Raw genomic sequence first — 18,714 nt, 5'->3', positions numbered from 1 at the left:
AAACCTTATTGTTTAGAGATAGATTGAGGAGTAAAATGAAATTTAAGAAAACATTACTAACGGCAGGAGCTTTTCTAGCTACGCTCTTTACCGTATCCACAGTAACTGCTGACACAAACGTTCAAAAAGTCATTGACGAAACCTATGTTCAGCCTGAGTATGTCTTGGGCTATTCCTTGGATGATAGTCAAAAAGAGCAAACGCTTCAGCTCTTAGGCTACAATGCATCGAGCGATTCTAAACCTTTGAAAACAATGACACCTGATGTCTATTCAAAAATTATGAATGTGGCAAATGATCCTAGTTTGCAGCTATATTCTTCTGTTAAGATTAAGAAGTTGGGCAACAAGAAGCCACTTCAAGTTAAGATTGTTACGCCGCAAAACATCACCAAGGTTACAGAGGATATGTATCGCAATGCGGCAGTCACCTTGGGCGTACAGCATGCAGAAATCACAGTAGCAGCACCTATCCCTGTAACTGGAGAAAGCGCCCTGGCTGGTATCTATTACTCACTGGAGGAAAATGGAGCGAGCGTTCCTCAAGAAAATAAAGATCTGGCTCAGGAAGAATTATCCGCACTTTCAAATATCAACGCCGAGAACCAGGGCAAGGAAGGTTACGATGCTGATAAATTGAATGTGGCTTTGACAGATATAAAAACAGCTGTTGCCAATGCTAAAAAGAATAGCAGCAACTTGACAGAAGCTGATGTCCGTAAAATCGTTGAAGAAACACTGAAGAACTACGGTCTCAGTAGTTCAATCACAGCTGACCAAATCAATCTGATTATTAACTTTGCAGTCAATCTTTCAAATAGCGGAGTCATCACAAATTCTGATTTCACAAAGACGCTCACCGACCTGAAAAACAGCATTGTCTCAAAGGCTGGTGATACCTTCAATAATATCAACCTTAACTTTGATGCAAACGGACTTCTTGAAGATGGCGGTAATTTCTTTAGCAATATCTGGAATGCAATCGTTAATTTCTTTAAGGGCCTGCTAGGTCAATAAGACTGTCTTTAAAAATATAACTAAAAAACCAGCTAGAATCTAGCTGGTTTTTCATATTTCTTATTCCCACTCAACGGTTGCAGACTCCTTGGAAATCTCTATCTAATAGGCTTTTTAAGGAGTTAGTAATTCTTTGGTGGGGTTTTTGGTGGGAATGTTATTTTGAAATTGATTGGTTCCCATTGAAATGTACTAAGCTAGAAGATGGGAAAGAAACATTAATAATTCCTACCATTTCATTACTGATAACTTCATCAGCGCCATCCCATAGATGTGAGTAGTGTTTCAAGGTGATTTCAGGAGAAGAGTGTCCTAAACGTTTTGATAGAATAAGTACAGAAACATTTAATTCATTAATTAACAGTGATGCATGGCAGGAAAACAGACAAATGAATCTTGTAAAAGAATTTGCGACAGAGTGGGGATTAGATAATCAACTACTTACTAAATCACTTAAATCTTATGACTTGAAAAAGCCAGAAGAAATTCCATTCAGGGAAGATCTCGTAAAAACACTTGACACAACTAAGGCAACGAGTGAATTTTCTGGAAGCAAGCTCAAACTTAATATGGAGCTAAACAAAGTCCTTCCAAATTGGATGCAGGAAGTGAAGATGAAGTATAAATAAAAAGAAAAGAGGTCCAGATTTATCTTGAGCTATTTTTAAAATGTATATATTTCAAATTTAACAAAATGATGAAGGATTTTATATCTTTTATAATACCTTATCTCTATTTATATCATTATAGATTCGTTTAGTTGTTGATAAGTTGCTTCAAACAATTAACACTTGCTTGTAAACAGAGTAATTAATTACTACTTATTTTACAGGATGAACTAGGTATTAAATCACAAAATTATTTATATCGGATATATAAACTCTTTCCTTTAGTGTGTCTCCTTGAGAGAAGTCGATATAATCTATGGTCAAGACAATAAATTTGGTAAGTTCAAATCATATGGAAAGGAATAAAAACTCATATTTCTCAAAATAGCACTGTCATCATCGATAGTTTTCCTTAATCACTTTGTCAACCTGTTCGTAATCATATATCATATGATTTTAATGAACTAGCCATCATTGGTTGTAATTTCTCTAAGCACATTTGGTTCTATGGATTTAAAGTATATATAAGTCACTCTATCAGGCTATAGTCTGAATTATATTGTGATACGTAGCTCAGCTGATAATATTAGGGCCGTTGATGACTTACTAGAAAATTGTTCTTAACGGTATTAGCATATTTAGGTTATCTTAGTTATGAACTCAGAAATCATTTAAAACAGCAAGGTTACTATCTTTGGACCCCATTACGTCAAAATATGGGAGGAGTTATACAAGACAATTGTTGGAACTCTTGGTTATGAGATGAATCATTGAAACGCGATTAGCAGACCTTTCTACTATTTTTGTTGTTATTTAGTCACCAACTAGATGATTAACAGGATTGTAGTTGAGAATTGAGCGAATTATATTTGCTTATAACCTGAGATGATTAAAAATTAACTAGCATAACGAGTGAAAAAGTAGTATAATAATATTAAATTATAGAATTTTATTATAGAATGTCTGGAGATAGAGGATGAGTTCAAAGATGAAAAAGCATGTTACAAATAAGCAGAATTTGCCAAAACTTAAGGCAAAAGCCTTTCAGAAAAAACTATCAATAAAAGACATATTAAAAATAAAAGAATCGAGCAACTCCGAACTTAAAAGGGATTTTTTTAGAACAACAATTATTGCCAATGAGTATTTTTTACGATATTCTAAAAATACCATTATTAAAGATATTACAAAGGTAGAAGATCTTTGGGTACTTAATGTAGACTCTGTTGGTTTTATGAAAGAAATGGAATGGTATATTTTAGAACTTCTCTTCTATAAAAAACAATTGAATGAATATTCATCACTTAAATTGGAATTTGAAGATTCTTTTTTTAAGAAAGGAACAGATTTTGGCGAAGCCATTTTAACTCAAATAAAGGAGAAATTTGGTTTTTCGTTGTGGGGCATTGAGAATGAATTATTGATTCAGAAAAACAAAAATAATCTTTCAAAAAAGGAGCTTCAACAATATTATGAAAATCAAATTCAGAATAAAAGTAGCTATTTAAACTTTAATTCATATTTACTATCTTTAGTAGTCAATAAAATGGTAGATGAGACTGATCCAGTTCTCTATAGTAAAACAAGTAAAAGGCAAATTGAGAATGTACACCCTACATTCAAGCCTATACTCTCTTTTTTCGCTTCATTTGAGAATTTCCCAACTGACAATGAAGAAATGGTTGGAATGTTATTATCAACATCCACATTGCTTTCTGTAATAGATAGATTCAATATTTTAGTAAAGTTATTATTGAATTTTCCGGAAAATATAAAGAAAAGAATTCGGAAGAATTTTATAGATATTTTATGTCAGTTTGATGATTATAGAATTAAACATTTTTTATTTGAAGATTCCGAATTTATTGAAAATATGAAAGATATTGATATTCAATTTATGGAATTAGAAATTAACTTGTATTGTGGAAACTACAAGCAGTGCCTAGATCCAATTAGTAGAATAATAAAAGAGTTTTACATAAGCAAATCGAGCCTCGATATGTTGTCCTACTACACTTCATTACAGATTAGTGAGGGAGATTATGACGAGGGTATTTTAAATTCAGCTTATATCTTTGACTTGGTAGATATTATTGATTGCTATCGATCAGTAAAGAGTTTTAGTCAAACTTCTTTTGAAAAATATGTTAGCAAACTATTCTTTTATACAAGAAAATATAGTAATTTTGACTTACTCAATCAAGTTCTGTTGTATTTAAAACAATTTTTAAATGGAAGCCAAGATGATATAAGTATAGAATTGTATGATAGGTACATTGGCTTCTCTTATTTGAAATATGTTGGCAATATTTCAGAAACTGTAGAGTTTCTCTCTAAAACAAGTGCATTATCAAATATAGATTTTGCAAGTATAACTGATCAAAAGTTCGAGAATCTAAAATCCGCACTAGAATTTGAGGTGGTTTTAAGTTTGTTGAGGCAGTCAGAAATTAATATTACTGACTTTAAAATTCTTATTGAAGTAATCGAAAGACAGAAACTACCTAACTGGTATCAAGAAGAGGTGAGGTATTTCCTCTATAAATATTATTTTGGAAAAAGAGATTTGGGAAATGTAGTATTAGAATTTGCAGATACATATTTCCGAACCCCAAATGCTATTTTTATGTACCCGTTAGACGAGATGAAAGATTTTTTTGATGCAGAAAATCGTAATCTAGATTTGTCAAAACTTGAGGTACCAATATTTGCAAAGCTGTGTGGCTCAGATAGACTGAAATATGTTTTCGAAGATTACTTAGAAGGTAATTCAATTGACTATCCTTCTAATATTAAAATTACAACTAGTAATAAAGATAGGGTCAGGTTTATATTAGAGCGTATTTGTACACGTGATTTTTTATCTGATATGGCATTGTTATTTGAATCTGAGGAACAAGTAGTTAGCGAACGTCTAAGTATTCTCAGCAAATTGAACGAGGAAAATGAAGAAGACTTTGATAATAAATATACAAAAGAAATTAGTGAGTTATCTCAAGAGGTGCTATTGAAGAAACTGGTTCAATCGGTTAACCAAAGTAAGTTAACTGTTGATAGCGAAAAAATATATGAAAAAAATAAGAATGATTTTGAAAAATTTTTCAATGATTTTTTCGATAGTGCGGATTCTAGAGAAATTGAATATATTCCAAAGCAAACAATAAATTTAAGTGATGGGAATCAATATTTTTTACTAAATTTAGAAGAATATACCCCTAAAATGAGAGCACTTGAAGGTTTGTTTGAGAGAATAGTTAATAAATTTTTATTTGATGACGATGGATTAGACTCATATCTTAGCACAAGAATTAGGCATGGGACTCTACAGGGGCAGATAAGGAAGCCGTTTAATAACTATTACTTGATAACCGAGAAAATATCGGATTCTTCAGAAGTTTATGCTCAAAATGAACACATAAGAGACATAGTTGGAGTCGAGTATGGAAAGATATCTGATATTTTAGATAAATTTTCAAAATCGATAGATGATGAAATATCTTCTATTAAGCAAGAACTCTTGCAAATTAAATATAAAAGTAGAGGGATTGACTCCGGTATTTTTAACTTAAACGAAAGTTTCAGCGATCTGGAAAAAGAAGTTTATGACAAAGTTAAGGTGCTAAGTAATCAAAAGCAAATCTACGATATAATTGTAGAATATATTTGGAAAAAAATTGATAACAAGGTATCTAAGTTACAGGATTTAATAAAAAATGATATTACAAATAATTTTATTGATAAACTGACAACATTAGAATCTAATTTGGTTACAAACGGTGTAGAAGTTCCTAGTATTAAAAATAATATAGCTTCTTGTAAGACAGAAATTCAAATTGCTTTAGAGGAAGTGGCGGGCTGGTTTGAACGCTCACAAATTTCTGAAGATACTATTGTCAGAAGCGAAGATTTGATTTCTGTTTCGGAAAATATTATTTCTAAAATAAATTCGGATTTTGAAAAAGTTACGTTTAATTTAAATTTAAGTGAGGACTATAGTATATCAAGCAAAGAACTACCTTTTTACATCGATATTCTCCTTATCTTATTTAATAATTCTATGAAGCATAGTGGTATTAAAAGTGAGGATTTGATTATTAATGCTTCGATAACTGATGAAGACGATTGTTCGGTTATTAAATTTAGAAATAACTACTTAAGTAATAAAGAGGCAACTATAAAAGAATCAGTTGAGAAGTTAGAAAAGGAATTGCAAGTTATTGATAGTAGTCTCGATATTCCAATGCTAACGAAAGAGGGCGGATCAGGGTATTCAAAATTGTACAAAATAATAAAATTTAATTTGCAGAAAAAGCTAACTTTTAAATTTGAAGTAACCTCTGAAGAATTTGAAGTTATTATTAACATGGGGGAGTATAGTGAAGATACTAATAATCGAGGATGATAAAAATAAAAGTTCTCAAGTTATAGAACGTTTAAATAGCCAGTATTCCAATTTAACATTTTCAGAAAAAAGATCATTTCAACAGGGTGTCAAATCCCTGAGAAATTCTAGTTTTGATTTGCTACTTCTTGATATGACCCTGCCAACTTTCGATATCGACACCAATAGTGGTGGTGGAAAAATAAGGAATTTTGCTGGAATGGAAATTTTAGAAGAAATGCTACAACGCGAGATTAATCTAAAAACAATCATTATAACTCAATATGAAAGTTTTGGGGAAGAACAAATCACTATTTCTCAAATGAGAACTATTTTAAAGGAAAAATATCATAAAAATTTTATTGAGATTATATATTATAGCTCGTCCTCAAAAAGCTGGTTTGAGAACTTAACAAAGTTAGTAGGAGAACTTAATGAAAGTACTGATAGTTGATGACAATGAAAACAAAATTTCTAAAATAAAAGAAGTTTTTGATCAAAAAAAATGGGAAATTCAGGTTGCGACTGGAATTTATGACACTATAAGTTTCATAAAAAAATATGAATTTGATTTATTGATTTTAGATTTAGTTATACCTAAAATATTTGGTTTAGATAATCCAGAGTTAAAAAATTCAGTTGACTTGTTGGAGGAACTCCAAAGAAGTACAAAGATTGTAAGGCCTAAATATATTGTTGGTTTAACAGCAGACGTTGAAGCACTTGATCAAGGAAATCCGATATTCTCTTCTTCATTTACTGAGATAATAAAATTTGATTTTTCGACTCAGGAGTGGCGTGAAAATTTATTGGCAAAAATAAAAACAATTGAACAGTCTACTCCTAGCTATTATTATAAAAGCGGTTATCTCTACGATTATGCAATTATTACGGCATTGAATAGTCCAGAATTTGATGCCGTAAAGCAAGTTTTTGTAGACTATAACCCGATAAATGTTGTGGGAGATAGCTCTATTTACTATGAAGCAAAACTAAGCAATGGACAAAAACTTTTGTTAGCAACAGATGATAAAATGGGAATGGTTGCGATGGCTCAGTTTACAGAAAAGATCATACAAACATTTCGACCTCGAAATGTTTGTATGACTGGAATTGCTGCAGGGGTCGAAGGGGAGATTGGTCTTGGTGATATAATGGTGGCTAGTGAGTCATGGAACTATGAAAGTGGAAAAATAGTAGAAGAAGGATTCCGTCCAGATTATAGTGCGATTGCCGTTAAACCAGAGCTTCACTCGAAGATAAGGAAAATCACCGACATGCCAATGAAATTATTTGGTATTAAACAGAGTTTTCAAGGGAAAGCTCCTAATCATGATTTAAAAATGAAGATTGGTCCAGTTGCATCAGGTTCAGCTGTTGTAGGAGATTCAGCAGTTTTGGAAAAACCCAAAAGTATGACTAGGAAATTGTTAGGACTTGAAATGGAAATATATGGAATGTATTTTTCATGTATGAATACTTCAACACCCAAGCCAGAAAACTTTCTTGCCGTTAAGAGCGTCTGTGATTTTGCAAATTCAGAAAAAAATGATGTTTATCAAAGTTATGCAGCATATACAAGTGTAGGTTTTTTGAAACTAATTATTGAGGAAGGTGTTTTTAATATTTAAATTAGTTGTTTTAAATATAATATTACATTTTTAAGAATTGTTGCAAAATCTGCTGTAGCAGAGTTTCTATGTGTATAAGTAAAATTTTGTAAAAACTTTTTTAATGTGGAAGCAGATACAAATAGATAAACATATTAATAATTGCTGATAAATATATACAAAAAGCACTTTAGTTGATTGTAACATAATATGTGTTACCGGCCAAAGTGCTTTGTTGATTTTTTATATACTCAAAAATTTTTCTCTTGCTTCATTTGAATCTTCCATTTTGAAAATTTTTAAAAATTCAAGATAGGCTGGAGATCGATCTTCCGGGATAAATGTTAACGATTCTGCAATATTGGTTTCATGTTGGTTTAAGCTTCAGTCCTTCAGTATTTCAACTAATTTATCAGAAATACGAATATCACGTTCTCTAATTTCATCAAGTCCCCAATTGCTGTTATTTCGAGTAATATACCAACTTTGGATTTCCTGTAGCTTTCTTTTTTCTTAACAAAGTATCCGTTGCTTGCGATAATATTGAGCCTCTTTTCAAAGGGAATTTTATTTCCAATATGTTCAACCAATTCTTTGACATCAGAATCTGAATTCGTTTGGAAATAACTTGATTGCCATTTTTAAGGAAGGATATGTTCAATCTCCCACTTTTCTGGTAATAAATCGGATTGGTGTTGATAAGCTATGATTTTTAATATCATTCTCACTGTATTACGGTGCGCGGTCTTGATTTTATCTGACAATTCTTTCTCATCAATTTGGCCGAAATGGAATTTGGGTTGTGTTAAGTTAATGATTTCAGCATTTAAATTCAAGATTCCTGTTTTGACGGCATTAATTGTTGGTGTTATGATGTATTTTGCAGAAAGAACTGCTAATAAACTCTTTTAATATAAAAATAGAATTTAATATAAAAAATCCCATCAGAATATTTCTGGTGGGATTCTTGGTGGGGAACCAATCAATTTTGATTAATTTTTAACCTTTTATAATAACTGAAAATGCTGTTAAATCAACCATTTCACTTCAAATCATGTTTATAAATCATTCCCACTCAACAGTTGCAGGTGGTTTACTTGTAATGTCGTAGACGATACGGTTAACGTGATCCACTTCATTTACGATACGTACAGAAATCTTTTGAAGGACTTCCCAAGGAATTTTGGCAAAGTCAGCTGTCATACCATCGATAGAAGTGATGGCACGAATAGCAATCGTGTAGTCGTAAGTACGACCGTCACCCATAACACCGACTGAACGAACACCAGTGTTGACAGTGAAGTATTGCCAGATATCGCGGTCAAGACCAGCTTTAGCGATTTCTTCACGAAGGATAGCATCAGACTCACGAACAGTTTCTAGTTTTTCTTCAGTGATTTCACCCATGACACGGATAGCAAGTCCTGGTCCTGGGAATGGTTGGCGCCATACGATGTGGTCTGGCATACCAAGCTCTGTACCGAGGGCACGGACTTCGTCTTTATAAAGAGTGTTCAATGGTTCAATCAATTCAAACTGCATGTCTTCTGGAAGTCCACCAACGTTGTGGTGTGACTTGATAGTTTGAGCAGTATCAGTTCCAGACTCAATCACGTCAGTGTATAGTGTTCCTTGAGCAAGGAATTTTACATCTTTTAGCTTACTTGCTTCGTCATCAAAGACATAAACAAACTCGTTTCCGATGATTTTACGTTTTTGCTCTGGATCTGATACACCAGCAAGTTTGTCAAGAAAACGCTTCGCTGCATCTGCTTTAATGATGTTAAGACCAAATTTGCCACCTAGCATCTCCATAACTTGATCAGCTTCGCCTTTACGCAAAAGACCGTGATCTACAAAGATACAGATCAATTGATCGCCGATAGCTTTCTGCAAGAGGACACCTACAACAGAAGAGTCAACACCACCTGACAGGCCGAGCAGAACACGTTTGTCGCCGACTGTTTCACGGATATTTTGAATCTGCATCTCGATGAAGTTATCCATAGACCAGTCGCCCTTAGCACCACAGATATTGAGAGCAAAATTGCGCAAAATATCGTAACCGTACTCAGAATGACGAACCTCAGGGTGGAACTGGATTCCGTAGATTTTCTTGTCAGGATTTTCAATAGATGCAAAAGGACAATCTGCAGATGTACCCGTACGAACAAAGTCTGCAGGAATCTCTGTCACCGCATCACCGTGGCTCATCAGGACAAGCTGCTCATCTGGTGTACCTTCAAAAAGAGGAGAAGTAGCACGTGTCAGTTTGGATTGACCATATTCACGATTGCCGGCATCACCTGCTGGCAATACTTTCCCGCCTAATTTATGAGTCAAAAGCTGCATACCGTAGCAAATCCCTAAAATTGGAATCCCCAGCTCAAAGATCTCTGGATCAATATCAAATGAACCTTCTTCATAAACTGAGTTAGGTCCACCTGAAAGGATAATCCCGACAGGACGGATAGCACGGACTTCATCCGCTGTGATCTTGTGGCTCTTAAGTTCAGAAAATACACCAATTTCACGGATGCGACGTGAAATCAGCTGGTTGTACTGGCTGCCGTAATCAAGCACGATGATTTTTTCAACATCTTGCAATTCAGTTGTAGTTGTCATCTTTTCCCTTTCTTAAAAGAAGTAATCTTTTCCCCTCATTTTATCACAAAAATCGGATTTTTCCAAGGTTATAGGGCTAGCTGCAAGTAAAATAAATGAAAAGCTAGGACATTTGTTCTAAAGAATGATAATCAAATAGGATTTCCCTACAATGATTGATATTTAGTTTGACTTTTAAACTAATTGATAATACAATAAATGTATAAAAAGCTGCTTAAAATCAGAAAAGAGGGCTATTGATGTTACCTGCTTATGTGAAAATACATGATCAAATAAAAAAAGATATTGACGAAGGGGTTTGGGAGATTGGCGAGCGTTTACCAAGTGAACGTGATCTTGCTGAAACTTTCGAGGTCAGCAGAATGACCCTGCGCCAAGCTATTACGCTTCTGGTGGAGGAAGGAGTGCTAGAGCGTCGAGTCGGTAGCGGGACTTATGTTGCAAGTACACGCGTTCAGGAAAAGATGCGTGGAACGACTAGTTTTACAGAAATTATGAAGTCTCAAGGGAAAATACCGTCCAGCCAGCTGATTTCCTACCGTCGGACGCTGCCTAGCGAGCGAGAAGTCGAAAAGCTGGGCATTCATAAGACAGAGAACATCATCCGCATGGAACGGGTTCGCTACGCTGACGATATCCCCGTAGTCTATGAGGTCGCCTCGATCCCAGAGAAATTTATAAAAAATTTCAAAAAAGAAGAAGTGACCAGCCATTTCTTTCAAACCCTGCAAGAGCACGGCTATAAAATTGGCAAGTCCCAACAGACCATTTACGCCCGTTTGGCCAAGGAGAAAATCGCTAAATACCTAGGAATTCCCCGTGGTCATGCCATTTTAGGCTTGACACAAGTTTCTTATTTTGATGATGGAACGGCCTTTGAATATGTAAAAAGCCAGTATGTCGGCGAACGCTTTGAATTTTATTTAGAAAACAAATAATTACATAATTTAAATTACGTTATAAAAACTGTCGGTCGGCAGTTTTTTATAATTCTCTATTTTCAAACCTACCGAAAGAGTGGAGTTTAAAGGGATTATTTGGTATAATATTCTTTATGGAAATTGAAAAAACAAATCGAATGAACGCTCTGTTTGAGTTTTATGCGGCTTTGCTGACCGACAAGCAGATGAACTATATTGAGCTTTACTATGCGGACGACTACAGCCTTGCTGAGATTGCCGAGGAGTTTAATGTGAGCCGCCAAGCTGTCTATGACAATATCAAGCGGACAGAGAAAATTCTGGAAGACTACGAAATGAAACTGCACATGTACTCTGACTATATCGTCAGAAGTCAGATTTTCGACCAGATTATGGAAAAATACCCTGATGATCCCTATTTGCAGGAGCAGCTTGCGGTTTTGTCCAGTATTGATAACCGAGAATAGAGCGGATAGAAACCTGTCCACTTTCATCATTTGATAATTAAGAGGAGAAAAATTTATGGCTTTTGAAAATTTAACTGAACGCTTACAGAACGTCTTTAAGAACCTACGCAGAAAGGGCAAAATTTCTGAGAGTGATATCCAGGAAGCGACCAAAGAGATCCGTCTTGCTCTATTGGAGGCTGACGTTGCCCTGCCTGTTGTTAAAGACTTTATTAAAAAGATTCGTGAGCGAGCTATTGGACACGAAGTTATTGACACGCTCAATCCAGCTCAACAAATCATCAAAATCGTAGATGAAGAGCTGACAGCCATTCTAGGTTCTGATACTGCCGAGATTATCAAGTCACCAAAGATTCCGACTGTTATCATGATGGTTGGTTTGCAAGGGGCTGGTAAAACGACCTTTGCGGGTAAATTGGCCAATAAACTCAAGAAAGAAGAAAATGCTCGTCCTTTGATGATTGCGGCGGATATCTACCGTCCAGCGGCTATTGATCAGCTGAAAACACTGGGCCAACAGATTGATGTGCCAGTCTTTGCCTTGGGGACAGAAATTCCAGCAGTAGAGATTGTCCGTCAAGGTTTGGAGCAAGCCAAGGCTAATCACAACGACTATGTCCTGATTGATACGGCTGGTCGCCTACAAATTGATGAAAAACTCATGCAGGAGCTGGCTGATGTCAAGGCTTTAGCACAGCCAAATGAAATTCTGCTGGTGGTCGATGCTATGATCGGTCAGGAAGCAGCAAATGTAGCCCGTGAATTTAACAATCAGCTGGAAGTAACCGGGGTTATCCTGACTAAAATTGATGGGGATACTCGTGGTGGTGCGGCACTGTCCGTCCGTCAGATTACCGGCAAACCAATCAAGTTTACTGGTACTGGTGAAAAGATTACCGATATCGAGACCTTCCACCCAGACCGTATGTCTGGCCGTATCCTCGGTATGGGAGATATGCTGACCCTGATTGAAAAGGCCGCTCAAGAGTACGATGAGAAAAAGTCTCTTGAAATGGCTGAAAAAATGCGGGAAAATACCTTTGATTTCAATGATTTCATCGACCAACTGGACCAAGTGCAGAACATGGGGCCTATGGAAGAATTGCTCAAGATGCTGCCAGGTATGGCCAATAATCCTGCTCTAAAGAACATCAAAGTAGATGAAAAAGAAATTGCTCGTAAGCGTGCCATCGTATCTTCTATGACGCCAGCTGAGCGGGAAAATCCAGATCTGCTCAACCCGAGTCGTCGTCGTCGGATTGCGGCTGGTTCTGGTAATAGCTTTGTCGAAGTCAATAAGTTTATCAAAGACTTTAACCAAGCCAAACAGATGATGCAGGGTGTCCTATCTGGAGATATGAACAAAATGATGAAACAGATGGGGCTCAATCCTAACAATCTACCTAAAAATATGCCGGGCGGCATGCCTGATATGTCAGCTTTAGAAGGCATGATGGGACAAGGCGGTATGCCTGATTTATCTGCCCTAGGCGGAGCAGGAATGCCAGATATGAGCCAACTTTTTGGCGGTGGCCTCAAAGGGAAAGCAGGAGAATTTCTCATGCGCCGCAGCATGAATAAAATGGCCAAGCAAATGAAGAAAAACAAGAAAAAACGGAAGTAATCGCAAACAAGTTACATAATTTATTTTATGTAACTTGTTTTATACACTTAGGAAAAAGAAATGAAAAAGTTTATTAAGTACCTAATTCGGCTTTATAACGACATACAAGCGAAGCTCACTTCCCATCCCATCAGCCATCTGCCCTTTAGCAAAGTTGATATTCAGCCAATTATCATGATTCCGGGCAGTTCAGCAACAGAGAATCGTTTTAACAAAATGGTTAGAAAGCTCAATCACGGCCAGCATCCTCACCATAGTCTCATTCGTATCAAAGTCTGGAATGACGGCCACATGACTTATCGTGGGCATTTGAAGCGAAAGGACAGAACCCCCATTTTTGTGGTCGGTTTTCAGAATAATCGCGATGGTTACAAAAATATCAAGAAGCAGGCGGCAATGTTTGACGCTGCCTTGACTGTTTTGCGAGAGAAGTACTCTTTTAACAGTTTTAAGGCGCTGGGGCATTCAAACGGTGGCCTAATTTATACAGTATTCCTGCAGCAATATCTTGCAAACTATTCTGGGTTAGAGATGGAAAAGCTCCTGACTATTGGCAGCCCTTATAATCTGAATAAGAAAAATCTCAATCATCGAGTTGCGATGCTAGATGACTTTGTAGCCAATCAGGAAAAACTGCCTAAGAAGCTGCAGCATCTATCGATTTTAGGGATATTTTTCCGGGATGGTGACGGAATTGTCCATAGAAGCAGTGTAGAAGCTGGGAGCTTGATTTATAAAGGAAAGATCGCTTCGCACAGAGAGGTCGTCATCACAGGTAAGACTGCACATCATTCATCTCTGCCGCAAAATGATCAAGTCATTGATTTAATTCGGGAGTTTTTATTCTAATAATTATATTACATAATTTTATTTCGGTAAAAATTTAGAAAGACAATAAAACAATGAAAATGACAGACATTCTTCATAGGTATTATGGTGACTTTGATCTGATAAATGAAAGATGGAATGAAGACTATGAAAACATTTTGATTAAGCCAAAGGATGATCAAGAATATAAAAGATGCCGTTTGGCAAAGAAAACACCCAAAAAAGAAGGCTACTTTACAGTCTTTTGGAAAAAAGGCCAAGACAACAAGAATATTCCTTATAGCGATGAGGACTTGGGAGATGAACTGGTTATTGTCGTCATCGACGACCGTCATTGCGGTATATTTATAATTCCCAAAGAGGTGGCTATCAGTAAAAAAATTCTTTCTACAAAGGATTGTAAAGGAAAAATGGCTATGCGGTTTTATCCGTCCTGGTGCAGCAATTTAAATAAAGCAGCTCGGGCAACACAAAAATGGCAACTGGATTATTTTCAAAAAATCGAATTAGAAGAATAAATTTTAGGTAAAACAAGACAGAGTTTGTTTTTTCAATTCTGTCTTGTTTCTTTATTATCTATTTTCTAGCAAAGTCGGACACATATCTCCCCTCTGATATCTTTCCGAAAAACTATAATTTTCTTGAAAAATATATCTAGATATGCTATACTTCTTTTATAGAAAAATTATGAGGAAGATTGAATGAAACGCGAGATTTTATTGGAACGAATTGATAAGCTGAAGCAAATCATGCCCTGGTACGTTCTAGAGTACTATCAGTCCAAGCTGGCGGTACCTTATAGTTTTACGACCTTGTATGAATATCTTAAAGAATACGATCGATTTTTTCGCTGGGTTTTAGACTCCGATATTTCTGACGCTTCAGAGATTGCTGAGATTCCTCTTTCTGTCTTGGAAAATATGAGCAAGAAAGACATGGAGGCCTTCATTCTGTATTTGCGAGAGCGGCCGCTCCTCAATGCCAACACGACACAAAACGGTGTTTCCCAGACAACCATCAATCGGACTCTGTCAGCTTTGTCCAGCCTCTACAAATATTTGACTGAGGAAGTGGAAAACGAGCAGGGTGAGCCCTACTTCTATCGAAATGTAATGAAAAAAGTTGCTACTAAGAAGAAAAAAGAAACTCTGGCTGCTCGTGCAGAGAATATTAAGCAGAAGCTTTTTTTAGGAGATGAAACCGAGGAATTTCTCCGATATATCGATACGGAGTACCCTAAGAAGCTCTCTAATCGCGCCCTGTCCTCTTTCAACAAAAACAAGGAACGAGATCTAGCCATCATTGCCTTGCTGCTTGCCTCTGGTGTTCGTCTGTCTGAAGCTGTTAATCTAGACCTGAAAGACATTAATCTCAAAATGATGGTTATTGAAGTGACAAGAAAAGGCGGAAAAAGGGACTCTGTCAACGTTGCTGCTTTTGCTAAGCCCTATTTAGAGAAATATCTGAGCATTCGGAGCAAACGATACAAGGCCGAAAAGACGGATACAGCCTTCTTTTTGACTGAATACCGTGGCACTCCGAATCGAATTGATGCTTCCAGTGTCGAAAAAATGGTGGCTAAGTATTCTGAGGACTTCAAAGTGCGGGTGACTCCCCACAAACTCCGCCATACACTTGCTACACGTTTGTATGATGCAACCAAATCTCAAGTTCTCGTCAGTCACCAGCTAGGGCATGCTAGTACACAAGTCACTGACCTTTACACCCACATTGTCAATGATGAGCAAAAGAATGCTCTAGATAAGCTTTGATTTACATAATTAAAATTATGACATACACAGAAAATACTCTACGATTTTTAATCATAGAGTATTTTTACTTAGATAGTATTTAACCGAATCACTTCATCAGCTTTTTCCCAAATCGCTGGGTTATGCGTTGCAAGAATCATCAAACGGTCGGGCTTTTTCAATGATAACAGTAAGTTCATAATTTCTTGTGAAGTTTCGGGATCGAGTGCTGCAGTCAATTCATCTGCCAAAATCAAGGTAGGATCCTTGAGGATGACTTTGGCCAAGGCGATACGTTGCGCTTCTCCGCCTGATAATTCATAGACTTTTTGACCGAGTGTGAGATAATCCAATCCCACCTTTTCTAAGACTTCTTCTTCTCGCTGCTTCTTCTCTTGTTTAGTCAATTTTTGACCAATCAATCCAAGTTCTAAATTGGCCGCTACGGTCTCGTTTTCAAGAAGACCAAAATTTTGAAAGAGATAGCCTAATTCATTTTTGAAAAAGTGATGAGATTTGATTTGCTTAAGCTCTTGCCCTCGGTAGCTGATGCTTCCCTTATCATAAGGTTCTAGCTTAGCCAGGATATTGAGCAGGGTTGTTTTGCCACAACCGCTATTTCCGATTAGGGCATAGACTTTTCCTGCTGCAAATTGCAGATTGATATCCTGAAAGACAGTTCGTTCTCCAAATGATTTTGCCAGGTGTTCTATTTTTATCATATTAGGCTCCTTTCAGAATAATGGGCAAGAAATGCTCTTCTTTGTGCGAGCGGTAAAGGAGAATCAGCCAAGCATTAATCGTAAATAATAAAAGCGTGACGAGAGCGATCCACCATTCCTGTGTGAGAAAGAAAATCAGGACACTACCTAATAGCAGCATGGTAATCTCTGATACGAGCATACTTTTATGAATTTTCAAAAAGTCCATGCCCGCAATCTTCTTCAGGAATATCGGTCTTCTAAACTCTTCAAAATAGAGGAAATTCATGGTGTTAAAGAGTAGAATGGAGGTCCCCATTCCGAAGATACCGCCAGCAATGGCCATGAGGTTCTCTAATTGAATGGATTGCATCATCTGCTGATAGACAGCCGCTGCATAGTCGTATTGACTCACGTTTTTTTCAAGCCCATGCTCAGCTATTAGCTTCTTGCTTTTTTCAAGTCCATCAAAATACAGATAAGAATTAAGATGAGAGAAATAAGGATTGTCGTAGCCACCAAAACTTCTAGGTCGAACAACAACCAAAATCGGATCGGTTAAGAATTGCTGATAGTTCAGAGGTGTATTATTATAGATAAATCGTTTTTGGTTGTTAGGAAGATAGGTCATCCGTGCTTTCATGTGTAACTGGCTCTTTCCTTGATTATCTTTAGGAGTCAGATAATCTTCATAGCGTTTTTTCAACTCCTCTTCTTGCCCTTTCAACTTTTCAGGGAGCAAGAGTCCAAATTCTCCAGCTTGCAAGTGATTCAAGCGCTCTTTTTCCTCAGGGGAAACTGAGATCCTTTGGATATCAAGGTAATTTGGAGTGACATACAGAGTATTGGCAAGAGAATCGTAATCTGTGATCGAAAGATCTCTCCCTGTTCTAGGATCATTCATGAAGCCTTTTGAATCAAAAGATGCGAGCTGATGATAGACCAAGAGACCACCTTTTTCGATGCCAGACTCGATGAGCTTAGACCATTTGGCTCTGTTCTCAATTTGCGTCTCTTTGTTTGTACTCTGTGAAAAATCCTCCCGATTTACACCAATTTGAACCCAATTCGTCTCTTTAGACCAAGCCACTTTCCCCTCTTGGTAAGTCTGCCAGACAGAACCATAGATACTGACTCGATGGATAGCAAGGCCAATGAGAGCAACAGCGAGAAATTGACAGGTAAAGAGAAAAACTAAAATCCTTTTTACTGGAATTTTCCCTTTTAAAAGGCTAACCAAGTGCACCGTCTGGATGCTGAAAGCAAAGATAAAGGACAGGAGAGCTGATACGATGAGTAAGAGCATATTGTAAATGATACTACTCGAAATGATGAAGGAATAGGCAAAGGGGGTTAATTGTAAACAATAAATCAAAATGGATCCTAAGGCACCGGCTCCAATACATCCTAAAAGCAGCTCTCTGCTGTCTTCCATGAGAGAACGTCCAAAGAGTTGGTACCGTCTCATCCCTGCAATGTAACGAATCCCTGCACTCCTCAATTCAAGTGTTTTTTGAATAATGGTCAATGCACTAAAGCTAAGAATAAAAATAACCAAGGCTAAGGATTGGGAACTGGAACCAAAAAATGCCATAAAATTCTGCAAGAGATTAGGCTTATTCATGAAAGTCTTTGAGAAAGCAAGTTCGTGTAGTTTTTGATCCAACTTTTCGAGTGGTAACTTCCCTGAGAGTATATAGTAATTGGTAAGTAAGCTTTTCTTAGAAGCGACTTCTTTATCTGCTTTTTTGATGCCCTTTGGAAGCTCTCCCTCTCCGTAGATATCATAGGAGAACTTGATCTGACCTTGCGAATCCGTTTGTTGAATCTGGCGAGCGATTACACTATTGCTTTCCCTTGCTAACTGATCTAAGTTGGCTGAAAGCTCCTCATTGGTGATATTTCTTTCTTGTTTAAGAACTCCTACTACAGGGAGACTTCGGTGGATAAGCGTATTTGGTGAAATAAAGGCAATCCAAAGAAGAAAGCTGGTGACAAAAAGATTAGAAAAGATAATAAAGACTCGTTTCATAAGATCACACTTTCTAAAGAGAGCTTGAAGAGAGATATTTCAAGCTTTTCAAATGACTTTATCCATCTATAGTATATCATAAAAGCAATATATTAGAAATTATTTATAGGTAAAAATGAGTTCAAAAAAGAGGCTGGGACAAAAGTCCTAG

Annotated in this window: 14 protein-coding genes and 2 pseudogenes; 12 read left to right on the top strand and 4 right to left on the bottom strand. The window is 36.5% G+C overall.

Annotated elements, in window-relative coordinates:
- The first annotated feature begins 35 nt into the window (after positions 1-35).
- A complete protein-coding gene (locus A0765_RS01980; RefSeq protein ID WP_062004404.1) occupies positions 36-1,016 on the top strand; it encodes a DUF1002 domain-containing protein in 981 nt (326 codons plus the stop codon).
- Positions 1,017-1,173: 157 nt separating this feature from the next.
- Here the strand turns inward: A0765_RS01980 and A0765_RS10555 are convergent.
- Positions 1,174-1,389 (bottom strand): annotated as a pseudogene (locus A0765_RS10555) (tyrosine-type recombinase/integrase); the annotation flags it as partial.
- Between A0765_RS10555 and A0765_RS01975 the strand changes: the two are divergent.
- The 5 genes and pseudogenes from A0765_RS01975 (at position 1,307) to A0765_RS01960 (ending at position 7,636) form a co-directional block, all read left to right on the top strand.
- Positions 1,307-1,645, top strand: a complete 339-nt coding sequence (locus tag A0765_RS01975; protein WP_239665865.1) for a restriction endonuclease subunit R — start codon at positions 1,307-1,309, stop codon at positions 1,643-1,645. The pseudogene A0765_RS10555 and the gene A0765_RS01975 sit on opposite strands and share 83 nt — an antisense overlap.
- 185 nt (positions 1,646-1,830) lie before the next feature.
- Positions 1,831-2,387: pseudogene (locus tag A0765_RS10730) on the top strand (transposase); the annotation flags it as partial.
- Positions 2,388-2,612: 225 nt separating this feature from the next.
- Positions 2,613-6,026, top strand: coding sequence for a hypothetical protein (locus A0765_RS01970; protein ID WP_152901985.1), 3,414 nt, complete (start codon positions 2,613-2,615; stop codon positions 6,024-6,026).
- On the top strand, positions 6,001-6,459 hold the full coding sequence (locus A0765_RS01965; protein WP_048763870.1) for a response regulator: 459 nt from the start codon (positions 6,001-6,003) through the stop codon (positions 6,457-6,459). The genes A0765_RS01970 and A0765_RS01965 overlap by 26 nt, the downstream gene beginning before the upstream one ends.
- A complete protein-coding gene (locus tag A0765_RS01960) occupies positions 6,440-7,636 on the top strand; it encodes a phosphorylase family protein (RefSeq protein ID WP_062004403.1) in 1,197 nt (398 codons plus the stop codon). Before A0765_RS01965 ends, A0765_RS01960 begins: the two co-directional genes overlap by 20 nt.
- A 1,044-nt stretch (positions 7,637-8,680) precedes the next feature.
- Here A0765_RS01960 and guaA read toward each other — a convergent pair.
- Positions 8,681-10,240: a glutamine-hydrolyzing GMP synthase gene (gene guaA, locus A0765_RS01945; RefSeq protein ID WP_062004402.1), complete on the bottom strand. Its 1,560-nt coding sequence runs from the start codon at positions 10,238-10,240 to the stop codon at positions 8,681-8,683.
- 239 nt (positions 10,241-10,479) lie between these two features.
- Between guaA and A0765_RS01940 the strand changes: the two genes are divergently transcribed.
- The 6 genes from A0765_RS01940 to xerS all read left to right on the top strand — a co-directional run bounded on the left by A0765_RS01940 (position 10,480) and on the right by xerS (position 15,851).
- On the top strand, positions 10,480-11,178 hold the full coding sequence (locus A0765_RS01940; protein ID WP_062004401.1) for a GntR family transcriptional regulator: 699 nt from the start codon (positions 10,480-10,482) through the stop codon (positions 11,176-11,178).
- Between the two features lie 116 nt (positions 11,179-11,294).
- The gene (locus A0765_RS01935; RefSeq protein WP_005590307.1) at positions 11,295-11,627 is read left to right on the top strand and encodes a putative DNA-binding protein; all 333 of its coding nucleotides are present in this window, start codon (positions 11,295-11,297) and stop codon (positions 11,625-11,627) included.
- A gap of 55 nt (positions 11,628-11,682) precedes the next feature.
- Positions 11,683-13,251, top strand: coding sequence for a signal recognition particle protein (gene ffh, locus A0765_RS01930; RefSeq protein ID WP_061909023.1), 1,569 nt, complete (start codon positions 11,683-11,685; stop codon positions 13,249-13,251).
- Between the two features lie 60 nt (positions 13,252-13,311).
- Complete coding sequence (locus tag A0765_RS01925) at positions 13,312-14,100, top strand: alpha/beta hydrolase (RefSeq protein ID WP_062004400.1); 789 nt, start codon at positions 13,312-13,314, stop codon at positions 14,098-14,100.
- A 53-nt stretch (positions 14,101-14,153) separates the two neighbouring features.
- The gene (locus A0765_RS01920) at positions 14,154-14,597 is read left to right on the top strand and encodes a MepB family protein (RefSeq protein ID WP_048763855.1); all 444 of its coding nucleotides are present in this window, start codon (positions 14,154-14,156) and stop codon (positions 14,595-14,597) included.
- A gap of 183 nt (positions 14,598-14,780) precedes the next feature.
- On the top strand, positions 14,781-15,851 hold the full coding sequence (gene xerS / locus A0765_RS01915; protein WP_062004399.1) for a tyrosine recombinase XerS: 1,071 nt from the start codon (positions 14,781-14,783) through the stop codon (positions 15,849-15,851).
- Between the two features lie 68 nt (positions 15,852-15,919).
- On the opposite strand, the gene A0765_RS01910 is transcribed toward xerS, so the two are convergent.
- Positions 15,920-16,552, bottom strand: coding sequence for an ABC transporter ATP-binding protein (locus A0765_RS01910; RefSeq protein ID WP_062004398.1), 633 nt, complete (start codon positions 16,550-16,552; stop codon positions 15,920-15,922).
- Between the two features lies 1 nt (position 16,553).
- On the bottom strand, positions 16,554-18,563 hold the full coding sequence (locus tag A0765_RS01905; RefSeq protein WP_062004397.1) for a DUF1430 domain-containing protein: 2,010 nt from the start codon (positions 18,561-18,563) through the stop codon (positions 16,554-16,556).
- Between the last annotated feature and the right edge of the window lie 151 nt (positions 18,564-18,714).

This window comes from Streptococcus cristatus (assembly GCF_001588905.1).
GTDB lineage: Bacteria > Bacillota > Bacilli > Lactobacillales > Streptococcaceae > Streptococcus > Streptococcus cristatus_N.
This window is presented reverse-complemented; position numbering and strand designations above follow the sequence as displayed.

Excerpts from the sequence above, each read along its gene's own strand:
- A0765_RS01910 (WP_062004398.1), bottom strand. The coding sequence starts at position 16,552 with ATGATAAAAATAGAACACCTGGCAAAATCATTTGGAGAACGAACTGTC.
- A0765_RS01925 (WP_062004400.1), top strand. The coding sequence starts at position 13,312 with ATGAAAAAGTTTATTAAGTACCTAATTCGGCTTTATAACGACATACAA.
- A0765_RS01935 (WP_005590307.1), top strand. The coding sequence starts at position 11,295 with ATGGAAATTGAAAAAACAAATCGAATGAACGCTCTGTTTGAGTTTTAT.
- A0765_RS01970 (WP_152901985.1), top strand. The coding sequence starts at position 2,613 with ATGAAAAAGCATGTTACAAATAAGCAGAATTTGCCAAAACTTAAGGCA.
- ffh (WP_061909023.1), top strand. The coding sequence starts at position 11,683 with ATGGCTTTTGAAAATTTAACTGAACGCTTACAGAACGTCTTTAAGAAC.
- A0765_RS01920 (WP_048763855.1), top strand. The coding sequence starts at position 14,154 with ATGAAAATGACAGACATTCTTCATAGGTATTATGGTGACTTTGATCTG.
- A0765_RS01960 (WP_062004403.1), top strand. The coding sequence starts at position 6,440 with ATGAAAGTACTGATAGTTGATGACAATGAAAACAAAATTTCTAAAATA.
- xerS (WP_062004399.1), top strand. The coding sequence starts at position 14,781 with ATGAAACGCGAGATTTTATTGGAACGAATTGATAAGCTGAAGCAAATC.
- guaA (WP_062004402.1), bottom strand. The coding sequence starts at position 10,240 with ATGACAACTACAACTGAATTGCAAGATGTTGAAAAAATCATCGTGCTT.
- A0765_RS01905 (WP_062004397.1), bottom strand. The coding sequence starts at position 18,563 with ATGAAACGAGTCTTTATTATCTTTTCTAATCTTTTTGTCACCAGCTTT.
- A0765_RS01940 (WP_062004401.1), top strand. The coding sequence starts at position 10,480 with ATGTTACCTGCTTATGTGAAAATACATGATCAAATAAAAAAAGATATT.
- A0765_RS01980 (WP_062004404.1), top strand. The coding sequence starts at position 36 with ATGAAATTTAAGAAAACATTACTAACGGCAGGAGCTTTTCTAGCTACG.